20 protein-coding genes and 1 tRNA gene are annotated in these 21,351 nt (G+C 74.0%); 13 read left to right on the top strand and 8 right to left on the bottom strand.

Annotated features, from left to right (window positions below; all coding sequences use genetic code 11):
• Nucleotide 1: 1 nt before the first annotated feature.
• Nucleotides 2-1,264: a choice-of-anchor P family protein gene (locus ABD091_RS07410; RefSeq protein WP_343916932.1), complete on the bottom strand. Its 1,263-nt coding sequence runs from the start codon at nucleotides 1,262-1,264 to the stop codon at nucleotides 2-4.
• A 256-nt stretch (nucleotides 1,265-1,520) separates the two neighbouring features.
• Here ABD091_RS07410 and hutH point away from each other — a divergent pair, with 256 nt between their 5' ends.
• From hutH to ABD091_RS07370, 8 genes are all read left to right on the top strand, one after another.
• Nucleotides 1,521-3,071, top strand: a complete 1,551-nt coding sequence (hutH, locus tag ABD091_RS07405; RefSeq protein ID WP_343916930.1) for a histidine ammonia-lyase — start codon at nucleotides 1,521-1,523, stop codon at nucleotides 3,069-3,071.
• Nucleotides 3,068-4,732 (top strand): urocanate hydratase, encoded by a 1,665-nt coding sequence (hutU, locus tag ABD091_RS07400; RefSeq protein WP_343916928.1) that lies wholly within the window; start codon nucleotides 3,068-3,070, stop codon nucleotides 4,730-4,732. Before hutH ends, hutU begins: the two co-directional genes overlap by 4 nt.
• Before the next feature lie 94 nt (nucleotides 4,733-4,826).
• A complete protein-coding gene (locus ABD091_RS07395) occupies nucleotides 4,827-5,234 on the top strand; it encodes an MmcQ/YjbR family DNA-binding protein (protein WP_343916926.1) in 408 nt (135 codons plus the stop codon).
• Entirely contained in the window at nucleotides 5,231-5,797 is a 567-nt protein-coding gene (locus tag ABD091_RS07390; RefSeq protein WP_343916924.1) for a TIGR03086 family metal-binding protein, read from the top strand. Before ABD091_RS07395 ends, ABD091_RS07390 begins: the two co-directional genes overlap by 4 nt.
• Nucleotides 5,794-5,961: a nucleoside/nucleotide kinase family protein gene (locus ABD091_RS07385; RefSeq protein ID WP_343916922.1), complete on the top strand. Its 168-nt coding sequence runs from the start codon at nucleotides 5,794-5,796 to the stop codon at nucleotides 5,959-5,961. Before ABD091_RS07390 ends, ABD091_RS07385 begins: the two co-directional genes overlap by 4 nt.
• Nucleotides 5,962-5,969: 8 nt before the next feature.
• Nucleotides 5,970-7,010: a M48 family metallopeptidase gene (locus ABD091_RS07380; protein WP_343916920.1), complete on the top strand. Its 1,041-nt coding sequence runs from the start codon at nucleotides 5,970-5,972 to the stop codon at nucleotides 7,008-7,010.
• A gap of 25 nt (nucleotides 7,011-7,035) precedes the next feature.
• Nucleotides 7,036-7,749, top strand: coding sequence for a maleylpyruvate isomerase family mycothiol-dependent enzyme (locus tag ABD091_RS07375; RefSeq protein WP_343916918.1), 714 nt, complete (start codon nucleotides 7,036-7,038; stop codon nucleotides 7,747-7,749).
• On the top strand, nucleotides 7,746-8,054 hold the full coding sequence (locus tag ABD091_RS07370) for a hypothetical protein (RefSeq protein WP_343916916.1): 309 nt from the start codon (nucleotides 7,746-7,748) through the stop codon (nucleotides 8,052-8,054). The genes ABD091_RS07375 and ABD091_RS07370 overlap by 4 nt, the downstream gene beginning before the upstream one ends.
• On the opposite strand, the gene ABD091_RS07365 is transcribed toward ABD091_RS07370, so the two are convergent.
• The 7 genes from ABD091_RS07365 to ABD091_RS07335 all read right to left on the bottom strand — a co-directional run bounded on the left by ABD091_RS07365 (nucleotide 8,046) and on the right by ABD091_RS07335 (nucleotide 14,158).
• Entirely contained in the window at nucleotides 8,046-8,912 is an 867-nt protein-coding gene (locus ABD091_RS07365; RefSeq protein WP_343916914.1) for an HpcH/HpaI aldolase/citrate lyase family protein, read from the bottom strand. The genes ABD091_RS07370 and ABD091_RS07365 overlap by 9 nt on opposite strands.
• Nucleotides 8,909-9,985 carry an HpcH/HpaI aldolase/citrate lyase family protein gene (locus ABD091_RS07360; protein WP_343916912.1) on the bottom strand — a complete coding sequence of 359 codons (1,077 nt, stop codon included), beginning with the start codon at nucleotides 9,983-9,985 and terminating at the stop codon, nucleotides 8,909-8,911. Before ABD091_RS07360 ends, ABD091_RS07365 begins: the two co-directional genes overlap by 4 nt.
• Before the next feature lie 64 nt (nucleotides 9,986-10,049).
• Nucleotides 10,050-10,592, bottom strand: coding sequence for a DnaJ family domain-containing protein (locus tag ABD091_RS07355; RefSeq protein ID WP_343916910.1), 543 nt, complete (start codon nucleotides 10,590-10,592; stop codon nucleotides 10,050-10,052).
• Between the two features lie 32 nt (nucleotides 10,593-10,624).
• Nucleotides 10,625-12,070, bottom strand: a complete 1,446-nt coding sequence (locus ABD091_RS07350) for an MFS transporter (protein ID WP_343916908.1) — start codon at nucleotides 12,068-12,070, stop codon at nucleotides 10,625-10,627.
• Nucleotides 12,067-13,404 carry a M20/M25/M40 family metallo-hydrolase gene (locus ABD091_RS07345; RefSeq protein WP_343916906.1) on the bottom strand — a complete coding sequence of 446 codons (1,338 nt, stop codon included), beginning with the start codon at nucleotides 13,402-13,404 and terminating at the stop codon, nucleotides 12,067-12,069. The genes ABD091_RS07350 and ABD091_RS07345 overlap by 4 nt, the downstream gene beginning before the upstream one ends.
• 27 nt (nucleotides 13,405-13,431) lie before the next feature.
• Nucleotides 13,432-13,503: transfer RNA gene (locus ABD091_RS07340), tRNA-Gln, on the bottom strand.
• A 34-nt stretch (nucleotides 13,504-13,537) separates the two neighbouring features.
• Nucleotides 13,538-14,158 (bottom strand): nitroreductase family protein, encoded by a 621-nt coding sequence (locus tag ABD091_RS07335; RefSeq protein ID WP_343916904.1) that lies wholly within the window; start codon nucleotides 14,156-14,158, stop codon nucleotides 13,538-13,540.
• Between the two features lie 86 nt (nucleotides 14,159-14,244).
• Between ABD091_RS07335 and ABD091_RS07330 the strand changes: the two genes are divergently transcribed.
• The 5 genes from ABD091_RS07330 to ABD091_RS07310 all read left to right on the top strand — a co-directional run bounded on the left by ABD091_RS07330 (nucleotide 14,245) and on the right by ABD091_RS07310 (nucleotide 21,072).
• A complete protein-coding gene (locus ABD091_RS07330) occupies nucleotides 14,245-15,438 on the top strand; it encodes an allantoate amidohydrolase (protein ID WP_343916902.1) in 1,194 nt (397 codons plus the stop codon).
• A complete protein-coding gene (locus tag ABD091_RS07325; protein WP_343916900.1) occupies nucleotides 15,435-16,697 on the top strand; it encodes a formimidoylglutamate deiminase in 1,263 nt (420 codons plus the stop codon). Before ABD091_RS07330 ends, ABD091_RS07325 begins: the two co-directional genes overlap by 4 nt.
• Nucleotides 16,694-17,842 (top strand): imidazolonepropionase, encoded by a 1,149-nt coding sequence (hutI, locus tag ABD091_RS07320; protein WP_343916898.1) that lies wholly within the window; start codon nucleotides 16,694-16,696, stop codon nucleotides 17,840-17,842. The genes ABD091_RS07325 and hutI overlap by 4 nt, the downstream gene beginning before the upstream one ends.
• 126 nt (nucleotides 17,843-17,968) lie before the next feature.
• The gene (locus ABD091_RS07315; protein ID WP_343916896.1) at nucleotides 17,969-18,121 is read left to right on the top strand and encodes a hypothetical protein; all 153 of its coding nucleotides are present in this window, start codon (nucleotides 17,969-17,971) and stop codon (nucleotides 18,119-18,121) included.
• Between the two features lie 38 nt (nucleotides 18,122-18,159).
• Nucleotides 18,160-21,072, top strand: coding sequence for a helix-turn-helix transcriptional regulator (locus ABD091_RS07310; RefSeq protein WP_343916894.1), 2,913 nt, complete (start codon nucleotides 18,160-18,162; stop codon nucleotides 21,070-21,072).
• Nucleotides 21,073-21,351: the final 279 nt, after the last annotated feature.

Genomic DNA, 21,351 nt, shown 5'->3' with positions numbered 1-21,351 from the left:
ACTAGCGACCGGACCTCTTCCCGCCGATCTTGGCGGTGCCGAGGTCGATGACGCCGCCGGTGCCCTCGAGGAGCGTCACCCGCAGGCCGACGACCTCGAAGGTCTGCTTGGTCCGCTTGGTGACGCGCGGCTCGATCGTCGCGAGGCCGGGGATCTCGAGCGGCCCGGTGTCGGGGAACTCCTGGCGGTCGCCGTTGAAGAAGACCCGACCGACCGTCGTGCCCTTCGCGTTGAACCGCGTCTTGTGGCCCTTCCGCTTGATCAGGTTGGCCTTGGCCTGGACCGCCTCGATGACGAGCTCGCCGTCACCGAGGTCGAGACCCGCGACCCTGCCGCGCTCCCACGCCCGGGTGACCTTGCCCTTCTTCCACGTCCGCTGTCCGCTGCTGAGCGCGCCCAGCACGATGGCGTCGGTGAGGTCCACCCCGGCGATGTCCTTGGTCTGGGTCTTGCCGCCGGTGCCCTGGCAGGGCATGAGCGTGAGCGGGGTGCGCTTCTTGGTGAGGAGGCCGTCGAGCGCCTTGGCGCGGATCCCCGACGACGAGCCACGGAACAACAGGTCCTGGACGCCCGGCTTCATCCGTGCGCGGGCCAGGCCGACGATCGCCCGGGTGTCGGAGGGAACGACGTCGATGATCAGGGTCGTGGCCTGGGCTGAGGAGCCGCCGGCCCGGGCCGTGCTGCTGCGCGGCCCGACGCTGATGGTCGCCAGGCCGGGGATCTCGAGCGGCTGGTCCGCCGAGGGCAGCTCGAACTCCTGGGGGTCGCCGACCGCCGGCGTGAGCACGATCTTGCCCACCTCCGTCGTGGCGGTGGCGTGGAAGCCCGAGCCGTTGTGGAAGGCGCGCGCCTTGGCCCGCAGGCCCTGGATGCTGAGCGAGCCCAGGGGGGTGTCGACGAGGTCGACCGACGCGACCCGCTGGACGGCGGTGGTCGCCCGGGTCCCGTTGCGGCTCTTCGTGGTGCGCAGCACCGTGCTGATGCCGGACACGGTGCCGAGGCCCGGGACGTCGACGTCGGCCTCGCTGATCCGCTTCACGATGCCGGCCCGGTTGGTGCAGCCGATCCGCTGGAAGGCGGTGGTGTCGGACTCGACCGGCACCTCGCCGCCGTTGACGCGCGTTCCGAAGCCGCGTGAGGTGAAGGCGAAGGCGGTGGGGCCCTTGGCCCCGGCCCGGTCGGCGCCGGCGGGGGCGGCTCCGGCCGGTGCGGCGAGCGCCCCGGCACCGGTGAGGGCCACCGGCAGCGTGAGGGCGAGGGCCACCAAGGACCCTCGGAGGGTGTGCTGAGACATACGTACTGCTCCCCGTTCCCGCCCCGGGTGACTCGTCTGGTGACGAGGAGGGGACACCCACGGGCGCGTGACGTCAGGCCTAACTTGACGGTACGGCCGACGAGACGCGCGATCTCGAATCCGAGATCTTCGGGTGTCTCGGTCTAGACCATCTCGTCTCGGATCCCAGACAGCACCCGTCCGCAGCCCCTGTTCGGGGCGCTCCGAGGAGGCTTCGATGTGGGGCATGCAGCAGCTCACCGTCACCGTCGGCCGCGGACCCGTCTCGCCGGCCGAGCTCGTCGCCGTCGCCCGCGACGGTGCCGGCGTCATCCTGTCCGACGACGCCGTCGCCGCGATCGGTCGCGCCCGGGAGGTCGTCGAGACCCTCGCGGCGGCTGCCACCCCCGCCTACGGGATCTCGACGGGTTTCGGCGCCCTCGCCACCCGGCACATCCCCACCGACATGCGTGCCCAGCTGCAGCGGTCACTGGTCCGCTCCCACGCCGCGGGTTCGGGTCCCGAGGTCGAGCGCGAGGTCGTCCGCGGCCTGATGCTGCTGCGGCTCTCGACCCTCGCGACCGGCCACACCGGCGTCCGGCTCGAGACGGCGCAGCTGCTGGCCGGCCTGCTCAGCCACGGCATCACGCCGGTCGTCCGGGAGTACGGCTCGCTCGGATGCTCCGGCGACCTCGCGCCGCTGTCCCACTGCGCCCTCGCGCTGATGGGGGAGGGCGAGGTGCGTGACGCCGACGGGGTGCTCGTGCCGGCCGGGGACGCCCTGGTCGCGGCCGGGCTGTCGCCAGTGGAGCTCGCCGCCAAGGAGGGGCTCGCGCTCATCAACGGCACCGACGGGATGCTGGCGATGCTGCTGATGGCGATCGCCGACCTCGAGCTGCTGCTCCGGACGGCCGACGTCGCGGCCGCCATGTCGGTCGAGGCGCAGCTCGGCACCGACCGCGTCTTCGCGCCCGAGCTGCAGGCGATCCGGCCCCATCCCGGCCAGGCCGCCAGCGCCGCCAACCTGGTGCGGCTGCTCGCCGACTCCGGGGTCGTCGCGTCCCACCGCGGCCCCGACTGCAACCGGGTCCAGGACGCCTACTCGCTGCGCTGCTCTCCCCAGGTCCACGGCGCCGCCCGCGACACCGTCGCCCACGCAGCGGCGGTCGCCGGACGCGAGCTCGCGAGCGCGGTCGACAACCCGGTGGTGCTGCCGGACGAGGGGCGCGTCGAGTCCAACGGCAACTTCCACGGCGCGCCCGTCGCCTACGTCCTCGACTTCCTCGCGATCGTCGCGGCCGACGTCGCCTCGATCAGCGAGCGGCGTACGGACCGGTTCCTCGACAAGGCCCGCAACCACGGCCTGCCCCCCTTCCTCGCCGACGACCCCGGCGTCGACAGCGGCCACATGATCGCGCAGTACACCCAGGCGGCGATCGTCTCCGAGCTCAAGCGGCTCGCGGTGCCGGCCTCGGTCGACTCGATCCCCTCCAGCGCGATGCAGGAGGACCACGTGTCGATGGGCTGGTCGGCCGCACGCAAGCTCCGGCGCTCGGTCGACGGGCTCTCCCGCGTCGTCGCCGTCGAGGTGCTGACCGCGGCCCGGGCCCTCGACCTCCGGGCGCCGCTCGAGCCCTCACCCGCCACCGCGGCCGTCGTACGCCGCCTGCGCGACTCCGGCGTCGCCGGCCCCGGGCCGGACCGCCACCTCTCGCCCGAGATCGAGACGGCCGTCTCGCTCGTCCAGTCCGGCGCCGTGCTCGCGGCCGCCGAGTCCGTGATCGGAGAACTCTCGTGACCTCGACCGACAACCCGCGCCTGCCCGTCCACGCGCCCACCGGCACCGAGCTGTCCTGCGGCTCGTGGCAGACCGAGGCGCCGCTGCGGATGCTGATGAACAACCTCGACCCCGCCAACGCCGAACGGCCCGAGGACCTCGTCGTCTACGGCGGCACCGGCAAGGCGGCGCGCAGCTGGGAGGCCTACGACGCGCTCGTGCGCACCCTGCGCACGCTGGCCGACGACGAGACGATGCTGGTGCAGTCGGGCAAGCCGGTCGGCGTCATGAAGACCCACGCCTGGGCGCCGCGGGTGCTGATCGCCAACTCCAACCTGGTCGGCGACTGGGCCAACTGGGAGGAGTTCCGCCGCCTGGAGGACCTCGGGCTGACGATGTACGGCCAGATGACCGCCGGCTCGTGGATCTACATCGGCACCCAGGGCATCCTCCAGGGCACGTTCGAGACCTTCGCCGCCGTGGCGGACAAGAAGTTCGGAGGCACCCTCGCCGGCACCATCACCCTGACCGCCGGCCTGGGAGGGATGGGCGGCGCCCAGCCGCTCGCCGTGACGATGAACGACGGCGTCGCGATCTGCATCGAGTGCGACGAGAGCCGGATCGAGCGCAGGATCGAACACCGCTATCTCGACGTGAAGGCCGACTCCCTCGACCACGCCCTCGAGCTGGCCGTGGCCGCCCGCGACGAGCGGCGGCCGTTGTCGATCGGCGTCCTCGGCAACGCGGCGTCGATCCTCCCCGAGCTGCTCGAGCGGGACGCGCCGATCGACGTCGTCACCGACCAGACCTCGGCCCACGACCCGCTCGCCTACCTGCCGGTCGGCGTCCCCTTCGAGGAGTGGGACGCACGTCGTACGGCCGACCCCGCCGGGTTCACCAAGGAGGCGCAGGCCTCGATGGCCGCCCACGTCCGGGCGATGGTCGAGTTCCAGGACCGCGGCGCCGAGGTCTTCGACTACGGCAACTCGATCCGCGACGAGGCCCGCAAGGGCGGCTACGACCGGGCCTTCGAGTTCCCCGGCTTCGTGCCGGCCTACATCCGGCCGCTGTTCTGCGAGGGCAAGGGTCCCTTCCGCTGGGCGGCGCTCTCGGGCGACCCGGCCGACATCGCCGCGACGGACCGGGCGATCCTGGAGCTGTTCCCCGACAACGAGCGCCTCCGGAAGTGGATCACGATGGCCGGCGAGCGCGTCTCCTTCCAGGGCCTGCCGGCCCGGATCTGCTGGCTCGGCTACGGCGAGCGCCACCTCGCCGGGCTGAAGTTCAACGAGATGGTCGCCTCGGGCGAGCTCAAGGCACCCGTCGTCATCGGGCGCGACCACCTCGACTGCGGCTCGGTCGCCTCGCCCTACCGCGAGACCGAGGCGATGCTCGACGGCTCCGGCGCGATCGCCGACTGGGCCATCCTCAACGCGCTGGTCAACACCGCGTCGGGCGCCTCGTGGGTCTCCTTCCACCACGGCGGCGGCGTCGGCATGGGGCGCTCGCTCCACGCCGGCCAGGTGTGCGTCGCCGACGGCACCGCCCTGGCCGCCGAGAAGATCGAGCGCGTGCTCACCAACGACCCCGGCATGGGCGTGATCCGCCACGTCGACGCGGGCTACGACCGCGCCGCCGAGGTGGCCGCGGACCGCGGCGTACGGATCCCCATGGCAGAGTGAGTCCCGTCGTACCCGACCTCAGCGTCGTGAAATCGCGAGATGACGACGCTGAGGTCGGGTGCGACGTGCTCCGGGTCGTGCGAGGCTGGCCGACGTGACGCACCCGCAGATGTTCGACGACGACGACCCGGTGCTCGAGCGGGTGAAGGAGCTCGCGCTCGCGTTCCCCGACGCGGCCATGAAGGTCTCCCACGGGCGACCGGCGTTCTTCACCACGAAGGTCTTCGCCTACTACGGCGGCTCGGTGAAGATCGACGGTGAGTGGCGCGGCCACGACAGCTGCGTGATGGTCCTGCTCGACCCGGTCGACCGGGAGGCGATGCTCGGGGAGGACCGCTGCTTCGTCCCGGCCTACCTCGGCCCCTCGGGCTGGGTCGGCGTCGACCTCGACGGCGTCGACCGCACCGACTGGGACGAGGTCGCCGAGCTGCTCGACGCGTCCTACCGCCTGACCGCCGGCGTACGCCGCGTGGCGGCCCTCGACGCACGGGTGGCGTCGTGAGCGGGGCGGCCGAGGAGTTCCGCGGTGTCGCGGGCCGCTTCGGCGAGGTCGTGGCGGCGGTGCCCGCCGACCGGTGGGACGCTCCGGCGCCGGTCGACGGCTGGGTCGCGCGCGACGTGGTGCGCCACCTCGTCGAGTGGTTCCCGGGGTTCCTGGCCGGCGGGTCGGACGTGGTGCTGCCGCCCGTGCCGTCGGTCGACGACGACCCGGTCGTGGCCTGGGAGTCCTTCGCCGGCTCGGTGCAGTCGCTGCTCGACGACCCCGCGACGGCCGACCGCTCCTTCGACAACCCCCACACCGGCTCGTGGCCGCTGCCGCAGGCGGTCTCGCAGTTCTTCACCTCCGACGTCTTCCTCCACACCTGGGACCTCGCGGTCGCCTCCGGTCAGGACCCTGCGCTCGACCCCGAGCGGTGCGCCGGCATGCTCGCCGGGATGGAGCAGTGGGAGGAGGCCATGCGCAGCAGCGGCCAGTACGGCCCGCGCGTGCCCGTCCCCGACGACGCCCCCGCGCAGGACCGGCTCATGGGGTTCATCGGCCGCGACCCGGCCTGGCGTCCGTGACGGCTCGCGACGAGGTGGCCGATCCGGACCAGCAGGGCCACCTCGGCGCGCAGGAGATCCACCGCGACCTGTGCGACCCCGCCGGCTCGGCCGACGTAGCGGTCGACAACCGGGACTGGGCCGATCCGCGGATCGTCGATGTCCGTCGGCGGCATCCGGTATGAATGGCGCCATGGCAGGCAACACGGGGGAGAAGCGGCCGGCGAAGAGCCGGGTGACGCTGACCGACATCAGCTCGCGCGCATGGGAGCACCCTGCCGACAAGGGCGCGCTGGTCGCGCTGCGTCGGCTCAAGGGCTTCGACAAGCTGCTGAAGACGATGTCGGGGCTGATCAACGAGCGGGCCGTGCGGCTGCTCTACCTCGGGTCGGCGGTCAAGGTCGACGAGCGTCAGTTCGCCGACCTCCACCGCTCGCTCGCCGAGGTCGGCGCCGTCCTCGACGCCCCGGAGCTGCCGGAGCTCTACGTCCAGGCCAGCCCGATGTTCAACGCGATGACGATCGGCCTCGACAAGCCGATCATCGTCGTCGACTCCGGGCTGCTCGACCTGCTCGACGAGGACGAGCTGCGGTTCGTGATCGGCCACGAGCTCGGCCACGCGCTGTCCGGCCACGCCCTCTACCGCACGCTGCTGATGCGGCTGCTCGCGCTGACCGGCGTGCTGTCCTCGATCCCGCTCGGCGGCATCGGCTTCCGCGTCATCACCGCCGCGCTGATGGAGTGGGTCCGCAAGTCCGAGCTGTCCGCCGACCGCGCAGGTCTGCTCGCGACCCAGGAGCCCGCCGTCGCCTTCCGCGCCCACATGAAGATGGCCTCCGGCGGCCACCTCGACGACCTCGACCAGACGTCGTTCTTCGCCCAGGGGCAGGAGTACGACGAGGCGCAGGACATCCGCGACGCCGTGCTCAAGCTGCTGCTGATCGAGAACCGCACCCACCCGTTCCCGGTCTCGCGGGCCAGCGAGCTGCGCCGCTGGGTCGACTCCGGCGACTACACCCGGATCCTCGGCGGCGACTACCCGCGCCGCGAGGACGACGCCACGGCGCCGGTCAGCGAGGCCGCCCAGGAGGCTGCCCGCTCCTACTCCGAGGCGTTCCGCGACTCCCAGGACGTCCTCGGCCGACTCGTCCACGACGTGGCCGGCTGGCTCGGCTCCGCCCGGACCTGGCTCGACGACCAGCTCCGCCGGCGGACGGGCACCGACGACGCCTGACGCCCCTGCCGGGCAGGATGTCCGGGTGATCCCGACTCCCGAGCACGTCGCCACGGCCGCCGAGCGGTTCGCCACGGTCCTCGCCGACGCCGACCCCGCTGCCGTCGTCCCCGCCTGCCCCGGCTGGACCGTCCACGACCTCGTCGCCCACCTCGGCAACGTCCACACCTGGGCGGCCGCGATCGTCACCTCCGGCGGCCCGGTCGAGGAACCGACGACCGACCCGGGCAAGGTCCCCCTCGACCAGTGGTACGCCGCCCGCGCGGCCCACCTGGTCCAGGTGCTGGCCGACAGCGACCCCGAGGCCCCGTGCTGGAACTTCGCCCGCGTCGGCGAGGTCGCTGGCTTCTGGCGACGGCGCCAGCTCCACGAGGTCCTCATGCACCTCGTCGACCTCGACCAGGCCCACGGCCGCACGACCGACCTCGAGCCGACCACCTGCGCCGACGCGGTCAGCGAGACGTTCGAGGTGTTCGGACCGCGGCTCCACGCCCGCGGCGTACGCGTCGACCTGGAGGCGCCCGTGTCCTTCGTCGCGACCGACACCGGTGACACGTGGACGCTCCGGCCCAGCGGCGACGGGCCGCCCGCGCTCGACCGTGACGACCTCGTCGCAAACCGGGTGACCGGCACCGCCGAGCAGCTCTGGCTGAAGATCTGGAAGCGCGCCGACGACGTCACCGTCGACGGCGACGCCGACCGCGTCGGCCGGCTGCTCTCTTCCAGGCTCTCGGCATGAGCGACGACGTCGAGGTCAGCGCGATGGCCATCAACGTCGCCGTCCCCGAGGACCTGCAGTGGACCGACGTACGCCGCGGCGAGGAGTTCGTGCTGCTGACCCTCAACGTCCGGATGCTCCCCGACGGCCGGCTCGCCGCGAAGGCCTACGGCCGCCCGACCGCCGGTGGTCGCGGCGGCTACACCTCGTTCCCGGTCCCCGACCGCCCGGAGCTGCACGCCCTGGTCGACGCCGCCGCCACCCGCGCCGCCGCGCTGTGGTCGGCGCACCGCGGCCTGGGTGGAGGAACCCCCGACTCACCCTGACCGGCGGGCCGCGATCGCGTCGTGGATGGCGAGGGTGCGGTGGGCGGAGTCGACGTGGAGGGCCTCGATCATCCGGCCGTTGACGGTGACGACGCCGGAGGTGCGCGACTCCCAGGCCTCGACGATGCCGCGGGCGTCCTCGACCGCCTGGGCCGACGGGGCGAAGGCCTCGTTGGCGCCCTCGACCTGGCCGGGGTGGATCAGGGTCTTGCCGTCGAAGCCCATCTCGCGGCCCTGGCGGCACTCGGCGAGGAAGCCGTCGGTGTCCTTGACGTCGTTGTAGACGCCGTCGATGACGGCGATGCCGGCCGCACGCCCAGCGAGCAGGGCGGTGTGGAGCGAGGGCAGGATCGGCCCACGGCCCGGCACGTGCTCGGCGAAGAGCTCCTTGACCAGGTCGTTGGTGCCGATGACGAAGGCGCCGAGCCGCTCGGAGGCCCGTGCGATCGCGAGGGCGTCGAGGATCGCGACCGGGGTCTCGACCATCGCCCAGAGCATCGTGTGGTCGGGGGCGCCCGCCGACTCCATCGCCGCGACGAGCGACCGGACCTCCCCGGCGCTGCCGACCTTGGGGACGACGATCGCGTCCGGCCCGGCCTGGGAAGCGGCCCGCAGGTCGTCGTCGTGCCACTCCGTGCCGATCGAGTTGACCCGGATCGTCAGCTCGCGCGCGCCGTACTCCCCGGACGTCGCGGCCGCGCAGACGGCGTCACGGGCGGCGGGCTTGTCGTCTGGGGCCACCGAGTCCTCGAGGTCGAGGATCAGCCCGTCGCAGGGGATCGTCTTCGCCTTCTCCAGCGCCCGGGCGTTGGCGCCGGGCATGTAGAGGACGCTGCGGCGGGGCCGGAAGTCGCTCACCGGTCGACCTCGATCGCGTCGTACTGCTTCCTCAGCTCGGGGTCGATCGCCGCGAGCTGCTCGGCGAGCTCGACCATCACCAGGCACTGCTTGAGGGAGGCGTCGTCCTCCATCTTCCCGTCGAGCATGACCGCCCCGGTGCCGTCACCCATCGCGGCGACGACGCGGCGGGCGTGGCGGATGTCCTCGACGCTCGGGCTGAAGACCCGGTTGGCGATCGCGATCTGCTTCGGGTGGAGGCTCCAGGTGCCGACGCAGCCGAGCAGGAAGGCGTTGCGGAACTGGTCCTCGCAGGCCGTCTCGTCGGCGATGTCGCCGAAGGGGCCGTAGTAGGGGTAGACGCCGTGCATCGCGCAGGCGTCGACCATCCGCGCGATCGTGTAGTGCCACAGGTCCTGCTGGTAGGTCTGGCGCTGCTTGTCGGGCTGCTGCGGGTCCGGGTCCTGCCGGACGAGGTAGCCCGGGTGACCGCCGCCGACGCGGGTCGTCTTCATCCGGCGGTCGGCCGCGAGGTCGGCCGGGCCGAGCGAGAGGCCCTGCATCCGCGGGGAGGCGCCGCAGATCTCCTCGATGTTCGCGACGCCGCGGGCGGTCTCGAGGATCGCGTGGACCAGGATCGGCCGCTCCAGGCCGGCCTTCGCCTCGAGCTGGGCGAGCAGCCGGTCGACGTAGTGGATGTCCTCGGCGCCCTGCACCTTCGGGACCATGATCACGTCGAGCTTGTCGCCGATCTCGGTGACCAGCGTCGTCAGGTCGTCGAGGACCCACGGGCTGTCGAGGGCGTTGATCCGGGTCCACAGCTGGGTCGGACCGAAGTCCGTCGCCTGGGCGATCCGCACCAGCCCGGCGCGGGCGGCCTCCTTGTTGTCCGCCTTGACCGCGTCCTCCAGATTGCCGAGGAGGACGTCGGGCGCCCCAGATCCGGGGCCGACCATGTCGGGGATCTTCGACGCCATCTTCTCGTTGCTGGGGTCGAAGAAGTGGATGGCACGGCTCGGCCGGGCCGGCACCTCGTGGACGGGGTCGGGGGCGCCGACCGCGAGGGGTCGGAAGAAGTCCTTGGCAGGGCGCATGGGCCGGAACCTACCGCCCGGTCACCTCGTCGGGGTATGACGAACTCCACTCCCCGGGACCCGGTCAGCGCCGGCGCCACCACCGTCGTCGCGGCTGCTCCGGCCCCGGCCTCTCGGTCGCCGTACGCCGCGCGGCGAGCGCAGCCGTGCGCCGGGACCGCCACGCGTCGACCGTGTCCTCGACGTCACGCGTCGGCGTGATGACCGGCGGGCCGCCCTCGAGCTGACGGCGGGCGGCGACCACCCGGGCGTTGAAGTCCTCGACCTCGCGGCGCACCTCGGCCGGGGTCGCCAGCCGGTCGAGCCAGCCGTCGAGCTCGACGTCGTCCTTGCGGAGCTGGAGCGCGGGCGGCAGGACCCCGGTGATCTTCTCCCGCTCGATCAGCTTCTTGACCCACCAGTCGGGGTCGTGGCTGCTGCCCAGGTCCTTGATCGGCTTGCCGGCCCCGGGCAGGTCGTCGAAGTCGCCGCGCGCCATCGCCTGCTGCACCTGCAGGTCGACCCACTTGTGCTGCTCGCGGATCCGGGCCGCGGCGGCGGGGTTGCCGGTGCGGCCGTCGCGCTCCTGGTGCGCCCGGCCCTGCCCCTGCTGTCGTTCCTCGGTCATCGTCGCCCCCTCGTGCCGACGTGCCGTCGATTCTACGAGGCGGCGGTGGGGGCGTCGGAGAACGTGTGCTGGGGCACGACGAGGAGCGCGGCGGCCGCGCAGAGCGCCGCGACGGCGCAGACCGCCCACACCGTGAGGTAGCCCGACAGCGGGGCGTGGCCGGCCGCCGGTCCCTCGAGCGAGCCGGTCGAGGCCAGCGCGATCGCGAAGACCGACGAGGCGATGGCGCCGCCGACGGTCTTGGTCGCGTTGGTCATGCCGGTCGCGAAGCCGGTGCGCTCCGGGGGAGCGGCCGCCGCGGCGGCGGCCGGCAGTGCGGCGACCAGCGCTCCCGAGCCCACCCCGGCGACCGCCATGTTGGTCAGCGCCTGGGCGGTCGTGTCGTGGAACGGAAGCCACAAGGCGTAGCCGGCCGCCACCAGCAGGCAGGAGACGAGCAGCGCGTTGCGTGCCCCGAGCAGCCGCGAGGTCAGCGGCAGCGTGAAGGCGCCGACCGCGAGCGCGACGACGTAGACCCCGATCAGGGTCGAGACGAAGGCCGCGTCGGCGCCGAGGCCGTAGCCGACCTCGGCCGGGTCGGTGCGGGCGAAGGTCGAGAGCGGGATCTGCGCGCCCAGCACGGACATGCCGAAGAGGAACGCCGTCAGCTGCACCGGCCACTGGCCGGGCGTGGCCATCAGCCGGACGTCGATGATCGGCTCCTCGATCGCCCGCTCGGCCCGCACGAAGGGCACGACGAGCACCAGCGAGAAGACGATGAGCAGCCAGGCCAGCGGGCTCCCCACGCCCTCCAGCCGGATCACGATCAGCCCGGCCATCAGCACCGCGAGGACGCCGGTGATCAACGTGAAGCCGACCCAGTCGATGCCGCCGGTGGCCTGGCCGGGCGCGTCCTCGACGCCGAACCAGATCACGACCAGCACGACGGTGACGACGATCGCGGGGAGCATCAGCAGCACCGTCATCGACGTCGACTCGACCAGCGCGCCGCTGGTCAGGGCGCCGATGATGACCGACAGCTCCAGCGCGCCGACCAGCACCGCGGCGGCCCGCCTGGTGAGCAGCGCCTGCCGGCCGCTCGTCGCCGTCCGGCGGTGGACGATCGCGACCTCGAGCGGCAACCACACGACGTACGCCCCCTGGATCGCCCAGCCGATCAGGAAGGTCGTGAACGACGGGGCGAAGGCGAGGACCCACGAGCCGAGGGCAGTGACGGCCGTCGAGATCAGCAGCACCTTCTTGTGGCCGATCAGGTCGCCGAGCCGCGCGAGGAAGGGCACGCAGAGCGCGCTGACGATCAGCTGGGCCGCCTCGAACCAGTTGACGTCGGCGTCGGTGATGTCGAGGTGGTCGGCGATGTCGCTGAAGATCGGCGTGTAGTAGCCCTGGAGGACACCGCTGGCGACCTCGACGCAGACGAGGAAGCCGACGATCGCGGCGAGCCCGTGGGCGGGGCGAACGGGTGCCGTCGTGGTCATCGCAGCTCCTCGAGCAGTCGGCGGTACCAGGTGATGCCGGCGAGGTAGTCGTCGACGCCGACGTGCTCGTCGTAGGAGTGGATCGCCTCGCGCTGGGCCTTGGTCATCCGGAACGGGGTGAACCGGTAGACCCGCTCGCAGATCGCGGTGAAGTGGCGCGCGTCGGTCGCGGCCATCATCACGTAGGGCGACGGGACCGCGTCGGGGAAGACCTCGGTGATCGTGCGCTCGAGCAGGCCGAACGCCTCGTCGCTCCGCGACGCGTCGGAGTAGGGCGAGACCGGGCTCGGCTCGCCGTGCTCGACGACCTCGATGTCGACGAGGTCGTCGCGGATCGCCCGGCGGACGTGGTCGACCACGCCGGCGACGGTGTCGCCGACCATCACCCGCACGTTGACGCCGGCGCTGGCGCTGCTGGCGATCACGTTGAGCGCGGGGGAGCCGGAGAGCGTGGTGACGGCGACGGTGGTGCGGGTCATCGCGGCGGTCTCCGCCCCGGCTGCGACGAGGGCGCGGGTGAGGACGGGGGTGATCCGGTCGGCGCGGGCGAGGACCGCGCCGAGCGGGCGCGCGGCGTGCGGCGCGATCCGACGCATCAGCTCGAGGGTCGGCGCCGGCGTCGAGGCCGGGAAGGGGGAGCGGTCGAGCCGCTGGATCGCCCGGGCCAGCCGGACGGTCGGGCCGTTGCGCTCCGGGGTGCTGGCGTGGCCGCCGCGCCCCTCGACGGTCAGGCGGAGCGACGTCGTGCCCTTCTCGGTCACCCCGACGACGCCCACCGGACGGTCGACGGTCGGGAAGGCCTCGTGGGCGATCGCCCCGCCCTCGTCGAGCACGAACCACGGCGCGACGCCGGCGCCCCGCAGGGCGAGGACCGCCTGCTCGGCGGCGTCGCCGGAGACCTCCTCGTCGCAGCCGAAGGACAGCCAGACGTCCTGGGCGGGGGTCACGCCGTCGGCCAGCAGCGCCTCGACCGCCTCGCAGATCGCGGCGAGCGAGCCCTTGTCGTCGAGGGTGCCCCGCCCCCAGACGGCGCCGTCGTGGATCTCGGCGCCGAACGGCGGGTGCTGCCACGGCGCGTCCTCGTCGATCGGGACGACGTCGAGGTGGGCCATGAGGACGACCGGCCGGGTCGCGCTCTCGCCCGCCCAGCGGAACAGCAGGCCGTGGCTGCCGACCCGGTGCAGATCGCACGCGGCGTACAGCCGGGGGAAGCAGCGCTCGTGCTCGACCAGGAACGCCTCGAAGGCGTCGGTGTCGACGAGGTCGGGATCGCGGTGCGAGACCGTCGGGATCCGGACCAGCGCCTGGAGTCGTTCGATCGGGCCGTCGTGCACGGGCCGACACTAGTGGCTCCGCGTCAGCTCCCCCGCCAGGATTTGAACCTGGGCTGCGAGATCCAAAGTCAGGCGTGCTGCCAGCTACACCACGGGGGATCGTCCCGAGCGCGGGTGCGCCCGGGCGCCCTGTCTACACCCCCGCGTTCCAGCCGCCGCGGTGGACGAGCTCGTCGAGCGGCGTACGCCGGCGGCGCGACGGGGAGCCGGGGGCACCGGCGTCGTCGGTGAGGTGGCCGATGGTGATGGCGCCGATCGGGTCGTGGGAGTCGGGGATCGCGAACTCGCGGCGCACGTCGCCGATCCGCTCGGGCGGGATGCCGAAGAACAGCGCGCCGAGGCCCTCGTCGACGACGGTCTGCAGGATCAGCAGGCTCGCCATCGCGGTGTCCATGTGCCAGAACGGCATCGGCCAGCGCGCCTCGTCCTTGTCGGTCCAGCCCTTGTCGCCCTCGGCGTAGCGGTCGAGGTAGGCGGCCTTGCTGGAGCAGGGGATGACGACGACCGGCGCGGTCAGCATCCCGCGCAGCCACGAGTCGGGTCGCGCCCGCTGCTCGGGCGTGGTGGTGGCCTCCCAGTAGCGGCGGACGTCGTCGGGCTGGTCGAGCAGGACGAACGCCCACCCCTGGCTGAAGCCGGCGCTGGGCGCCCGGGTCGCGTTGCGCAGCGCCCGCTGCACCGCGCCCGGGTCGACCGGCCGGTCGGCGTAGTGGCGGATCATGCGGCGCTGGTCGACGACCTGCTGGAACTCCATGCCTCCACCCTGTCACGTCTCGGATGTGAGACACGCCGACCGGAGGGCTCCTTGCCGCCGCTGGCGGCCACCGGTGGGATGGGGTCATGCACTTCGAGGAGATGTGGGCCGCGCTCGCACCGGTCGGCCGGTCGACCTCCTCGGGCGGCTACTTCCGCCAGCCGTGGACGTCGGCCGAGAGCGAGCTGCGCGCGTGGTTCGCCGAGGAGGCGACGAGGCGCGCGCTCCGGCTCGAGACCGACGCGCTCGGCAACACCGTCGCGTGGTGGGACAGCGCGGGCGGGCCGGGTCAGAGCGACGCGGTGCTCACCGGTTCCCACCTCGACAGCGTCCTCGACGGCGGCGCCTACGACGGGCCGCTCGGCGTCGTGTCCGCCCTCGCCGCGGTCGACCTGCTGCGTGAGCGCGGCGTCGTCCCCGCCCGACCGCTCGGCGTCGGGGTCTTCGTCGAGGAGGAGGGGTCGCGCTTCGGCCTGGCCTGCCTCGGCTCGCGGCTCGCTGCCGGGACGGTCGCGTGGGACGACGTGGCCGGCCTGCGCGACCGTGACGGCGTCGCCCTCGGCGACGTCGTCGACGGCACGGCGGGGTCCACGCTGCTCGACGGTGTCGGCTGCTTCGTCGAGCTCCACGTCGAGCAGGGCCGCGACCTCGTCGACCGGGGCGCCGCCGTCGGGGTCGGCAGCGGCATCTGGCCCCACGGCCGCTACCGCTTCGACTTCACCGGCGAGGCCAACCACGCGGGCACCACGCGGATGGAGGACCGCCGCGACCCGATGCTCAGCTATGCGATGACCGCGCTGGCCGCCAACAAGCGGGCCCGCCTCGGGGACGCGCGCGCCACCTTCGGCCGGGTCGCGGTCGAGCCCAACGGCACCAACGCCGTGCCGTCGCGGGTCACCGGCTGGTTGGACGCGCGGGCCGACACCGAGCAGGCGCTGGGCGCGCTGGTCGACGCGGTGGTCCGCCAGGCCCAGGACCGCGCCGGTCGCGACGGGACCACCCTGGAGGTGACGCCCGAGTCGGTGTCCGGGCTGGTCTCGTTCGACGCCGACCTCGCGCAGCGGCTCGCCGCCGACCACGCGGAGGGCGACTGGCCGGTGATCCCGACCGCCGCGGGCCACGACGCCGGGGTCCTCGCCGCGGCGGGCGTCCCGACGGCGATGCTCTTCGTCCGCAACCCGACCGGGGTCTCCCACTCGCCTGACGAGCACGCCGACACCGCCGACTGCCTCGTCGGTGTCTCCGCCCTCGCCGACTCCCTCGAGCGGCTGCTCGCGTGAGCACCTCCTACCTGTTGGAGCGCGCCTGGGTCGGCGGCCGGGTCGAGGCCGACGTGCTCGTCGAGATCGCCGACGGCCGCTTCACCCGCGTCGAACCGGGCGCCACGACGGACGCCGCGCCGCTTCGCGGCCTGACGCTCCCCGGCCTCGCCAACGCCCACAGCCACGCGTTCCACCGGTCGCTGCGGGGACGGACGCAGCGCGAGCGCGGCACGTTCTGGACCTGGCGCGACCAGATGTACGCCGTCGCGGAGCGGCTCGACCCCGACTCCTACTTCCGGCTGGCCCGCGCGGCCTACCGGGAGATGGTGGCGGCCGGGTTCACGAGCGTGGGGGAGTTCCACTACGTCCACCACCGCCCCGACGGCAGTCCCTACGAGACCGACGCCATGCGCGAGGCGCTGACCGCGGCCGCCGGCGAGGCCGGGATCCGGCTGGTGCTGCTCGACACCTGCTACCTCTCCAGCGGGTTCGGTGCGCCGCTCGAGGGGGTGCAGGTCCGCTACAGCGACGGCAGTGCGGCGGCGTGGGCCGCGCGCGCCGGCGACGGTCCGGCCGCGATCCACTCCGTCCGGGCCGTGCCCCGCGACCAGCTCCACGCCTTCCGGGGGCGCCGGACCCTCCACGTCCACCTGTCGGAGCAGGTCGCCGAGAACGAGGCCTGCCTCGCGGCGTACGGCGTGACGCCGACGCGGCTGCTCCACGACGAGGGCCTGCTCGGACCGGCCACGACCGTCGTCCACGCGACCCACCTCGCCGACGAGGACGTCGAGCTCCTCGGCAGCACCGGCACCAACGTCTGCATCACCCCCACCACCGAGCGCGACCTCGCCGACGGCATCGGCCCGGCGCGCCGGCTGCGGGACTCGGGCTGCCGGGTGAGCATCGGCACCGACAGCCACGCGGTCGTCGACCCCTTCGAGGAGCTGCGCGGGCTCGAGATGGACGAGCGGCTCGCCACGCAGCGCCGCGGTCACTGGACGGCCGGCGAGCTGCTCGACGCCGGCACCGCCCACGACGTGCTCGGACTCGACGACGTCGGCCGGATCGAGGTCGGTGCCCGGGGCGACCTGGTCACGATCGACACCACCAGCCCGCGCACCGCGGGCACCGGGTCCGACGAGCACACGGCGGTCTTCGCGGCCACCGCGGCCGACGTCCGGCACGTCGTCGTGGACGGTGCGACGGTCTACGGCGAGGGTGACGACGAGCAGATCGGGCGCGAGCTCGGCGAGGCGATCGGAGCACTCTGGACATGACGGCCACCACCCTCCTGACCAACATCGGGGAGCTGACGACCCACGACGTCGAGCGGCCGCTCCGCCACGATGCCGCGCTCGTCCTCGAGGGCAGCCGGATCGCCTGGGTGGGCGACGCCGCCGACGCGCCCGCGGCCGACACCGTCGTCGACGCCGGCGGGCGGGCGGTGATCCCGGGCTTCGTCGACAGCCACAGCCACCTGGTCTTCGCCGGCGACCGCAGCGAGGAGTTCGCGGCCCGCATGGCGGGGGAGTCCTACGCCGCCGGCGGGATCCGCACGACGGTGGCCGCGACCCGCGCCGCGACCGACGAGCAGCTCACCGCCCACGTCGCGCGCCTGGTCGCCGAGATGGTGCGCCAGGGCACGACCACCGTCGAGATCAAGAGCGGCTACGGTCTCAGCGTCCACGACGAGGCGCGCAGCCTCGCCGTCGCGCGCCAGTTCACCGACGAGACGACCTTTCTCGGCGCCCACGTCGTGCCCGCCGGCACCGACCCGGAGGCCTACGTCGAGCTCGTGACCGGGCCCATGCTCGAGGCGTGCGCGCCCCACGCGTCGTGGGTCGACGCGTTCTGCGAGGAGGGCGCCTTCGACGTCGACCAGGCGCGCACCGTCCTGGCCGCCGGAGCAGCGGCCGGTCTGCGCGGCCGGCTCCACGCCAACCAGCTGAGCTACGGCGGCGGCGTACGGCTCGCGGCGGAGCTGGGGCTCACGGCGGTCGACCACTGCACGTTCCTCACCGACGACGACGTCGCGGCGCTCGCCGACAGCGGGACCGTCGCGACCCTGCTCCCCGGCGTCGAGTTCTCCACCCGCCAGCCCTACCCGGACGCCCGCCGGCTGCTCGCCGCTGGCGTGACGGTCGCGCTCGCCAGCGACTGCAACCCCGGCTCGTGCTTCACCAGCTCGGTGCCGCTGTGCATCGCGCTCGCCGTCCGCGAGATGGGGATGACGCCGACCGAGGCGGTGTGGGCCGCGACCGCCGGCGGCGCGCGCGCCCTCGACCGCGAGGACGTCGGCGTCCTGACGGCGGGCGCCCGCGCCGACCTGCTCCTGCTCGACGCCCCCTCCCACCTCCACCTCGCCTACCGCCCCGGCGTCCCGCTGGTCGCCGGCGTCTGGCAGGGCGGCCGCCCGGTCTGACCGCGCCTGAGGTAGCCGGGGCGGGCAGGCCCGTGATCCGGGGCCAGGGATAAGGCACCTGCCCGATGCGCGCGCCTACCTCAGGCGACGAATCTCGACCTCACCACCACCTGAGGGGCGAGAGAGATGAACGAGACCACCACGACCTTCCTGCAGTACGAGGCCGCCTACCGCGCCGAGCGGCTCCGCGGCCAGACCGCGCCCCGCCGGGCCGAGCGTGCCCGGCCCGCGACCGCGCGCTTCCTGCGCGGCCGCAGCGGCAACCGCACCGTGCGGTGACCGCACTGGTGTCGGCCGCTCCCGCCATGATGGGGGACGTGGCCACCCGCACGACCGTCCCCCTCGTCGGACGCGACACCGAGCTCGAGCAGCTGTGCTCCTGGCTCGGGTCCGGCGAGGGGGACGAGCGCGTCCCGGTGGTGCTGCTCGCCGGCGACGCCGGCGTCGGCAAGACCCGGCTGCTGACCGAGGCCCGCGACCGGCTGGTCGGCGAGGGGCGCCGCGTGGTGGCGGGCCACTGCCTCGACCTCGGCGACTCCGGGCTCCCCTACCTCCCGTTCACCGAGCTGCTCGGCCGGCTGGCGACCGACCTCCCCGACACCGTGGCGACGATCGTCGGCCACCACCCCGCCCTCGCCCGGCTCCAGCCGGGCCGGCGGACCCTCGCCGGCGACGAGTCCGTCGGCGCCGTCGACCGGTCCGCCCTGTTCGACGGCGTCCACGCCCTCCTCGGCGCTGCCGCCGCCGACCAGCCGCTCGTGGTCGTCGTCGAGGACGCCCACTGGGCCGACCAGTCGACCCGCGACCTGCTGACGGTCCTCTTCACCCGTGACCTCGGCCCCGACGTCTCGCTCGTCGTCTCCTACCGCGCCGACGACCTCCACCGCCGCCACCCGCTGCGACGCCAGCTCGCCGAGTGGTCGCGCCTGTCCGGCGTACGCCGCCTCGGGCTCGCGCCCCTGGCCGACGACGCCGTCGCGGCGCTGGTCGGCGCGCTCGTGCCGGGCGGGCTCGGCGCCGCCGAGACCGGCGACATCGTCGCGCGGGCCGAGGGCAACGCGTTCTTCGTCGAGGAGCTCGCCAGCGCGGCCGCCGAACCGGGCCGCTGGGTGCCGACCGACCTCGCCGACGTCCTCCTCGTGCGGCTCGACCGCCTCGACGACGACGCCCGCCAGGTCGTGCGGGCCGCGAGCGTCGCGGGCCGCACGGTCTCCCACGCGCTGCTCGCCGCGGCGTCGGGGCTCGACGACATCGCGCTCGAGGTCGGGCTGCGGTCGGCGGTGGAGTCCCACGTCCTCGTCCCCGACGGCGAGCGCTACTCCTTCCGCCATGCGCTGCTCGGCGAGGCGGTCTACGACGACCTGCTCCCCGGCGAACGGGTGCGGCTCCACCAGGCGTTCGCCGCGAGCCTCCGGGAGGGCCAGGCCCCGGGAACCGCCGCCGAGCTCGCCCGCCACTCCCGGCTCGCCCACGACCTCGACACCGCCCTCCACGCCTCGATCCGCGCGGGCCGCGACGCGATGGCCGTCGGCGGGCCCGACGAGGCGGCGACCCACTTCGAGGCGGCGCTCCAGCTCCTCGGCGACCCCGAGCGCGGCCGCGCCCTCGACGTCGACCGGGCCGGGCTGGTGGCCGACCTGGCCGAGGCGCTCACGGCGTCGGGTCGCTCCCAGCGGGCCGCTGCCCTCCTCGGCGAGGAGCTCGACCGGCTGCCGCCCTCGGCCCCCGACGCCTGGCGGGCGCGGCTGATGGTGCTGCGCGCCTACCTGCTCCTCATCACCGAGACCGAGGACGACCCGTCCGAGCTCTCGACCGCGGCCGTCGCGCTCCTCCCCGACGACGAGACTCCGCTCCGTGCCCGGGTCCTCGCGACCCACGCGCGGGTCCTCGCCGCCTACCGCCGCCACGACGAGGCCCAGACGGTCGCGCTCGAGGCGCTCGCCCTCGCCGAGCGGCTCGGCCTCACCGACACGGTCTCCGACCTCGTCGTGACCCTGAGCCAGGCCCGCCACACCGGTCCCCGGGCGGGGCTCCGCGAGGCGCTCGTCGAGGCGGTGGCGACGGCTCGGGCCGCCGGCGCGGCCGAGGCCGAGCTCCGCGCCCAGTTCCTGCTCGGACGCAGCTTCGAGGACCACGCCGAGTGGGAGCAGGCCGAGGAGACCTTCCGCCGCGGCCTCCAGCGCGGCGACGAGCTGCGGCTGCCCTGGGCGCCCTATGCCTTCGAGGCTCGGTGGCACCTCGTCTTCCAGTACGTCGTCCGCGGCGACTGGGACGCCGCCCTCGAGGTCGCCGAGACGCCGGGTCGCCCGCCCGCGCTCCAGGAGGGGCTGCTCGACCTGTTCCGGCTCCACGTCGAGCAGGCCCGCGGCGGCGACGTGTCCGACCGGCTGCCCGCGCTGCGCCGGCTCTGGTCGACCGAGGGGCTGTTCGCGGTCCACTCCGCCCCGCTCGAGATGGTCGAGGCCCGGCGCCGGGGCGACGCCGCCGGGACGCTCGCGCCCTACGACGACGCGGTCGCCGTCCTCACCCGGCTCTGGGGCTCGACCTTCCCGGCGCGCGTACGCCTGGCCGCCACCGCGCTCGGCTCGCTGGCCGAGGTGCTGCCGTCGACCCCCACCGCCGAACGCCCCGCGCTGCTCGAACGTGTCGACCGGCTGCTCGACGACGGGCGTGAGGTCGCGGCGCGGTTCGAGGAGCGGGCCGGTGGCTGGGGGCCGGAGGGTCGCGCCTGGTCGGCGCGGCTCGAGGCGGAGGTGCTCCGGCTCCGGCGACTCGCCGACCAGCCGGTCGACCACGGCCGGCTCGTGGCCGCCTGGCGGGAGGTGGAGGAGCTGTTCGCCGCCTACGGCGAGGCCCACGAGCTCGCCACGGTGCGGGTCGTCCTCTCGGGCCTCCTCCGTGCCGGCGGCGACGTCGCCGCCGCCCGCGAGGTGGCCGAGCTCGCCCGTGAGGAGGCGCGGGCGCTGGGGGCGCAGCCGCTCCTCGACGCCCTCGTCGCGACCGGGGCCCGGCCCGCCCGTCAGCCGGTGGCCAGCGACGCCCTCACCCCGCGCGAGGCCGAGATCCTGGCCCTGGTCGCCGAGGGACGGACCAACGGCGAGATCGGGCGCCAGCTCGTCATCGCCACCAAGACCGTCTCGGTCCACGTCTCGCGGATCCTCGCCAAGCTCGGCGCGTCCTCCCGGACCGAGGCCGCCGCCCTCGCCCACCGCCGCGGCCTGCTCGGCTGACCTGTCGCCGCTCTCGTCCGCGGTAGTCCGGTTGATTTGTGCTGCTTCCGCGCTCGATCTCGACACGAATCAACCGGACTACCGATCCCTGCCGCGGCCGCGCCACCCGCTCGGGGGTGGGACGGCCTACGCCGGGGCGCTAGGTTCGAGGGACTGCCCGACCCGACCGTGAGGAGACGTCCGTGAGCGACGAGTCCCTGTCCGACGACGAGATGACCACCGGCGCCCCGCAGGCGTCCTCCACCCCGAGCCCGGCCGACGCCGACGGCTCCGACGGCG

Origin of the sequence: Nocardioides aestuarii, from assembly GCF_039527245.1 — a bacterium.
GTDB classification, from domain to species: domain Bacteria; phylum Actinomycetota; class Actinomycetes; order Propionibacteriales; family Nocardioidaceae; genus Nocardioides; species Nocardioides aestuarii.
The sequence above is the reverse complement of the archived record's forward strand: the minus strand, read 5'-3'. Positions and strand labels throughout refer to the sequence as shown.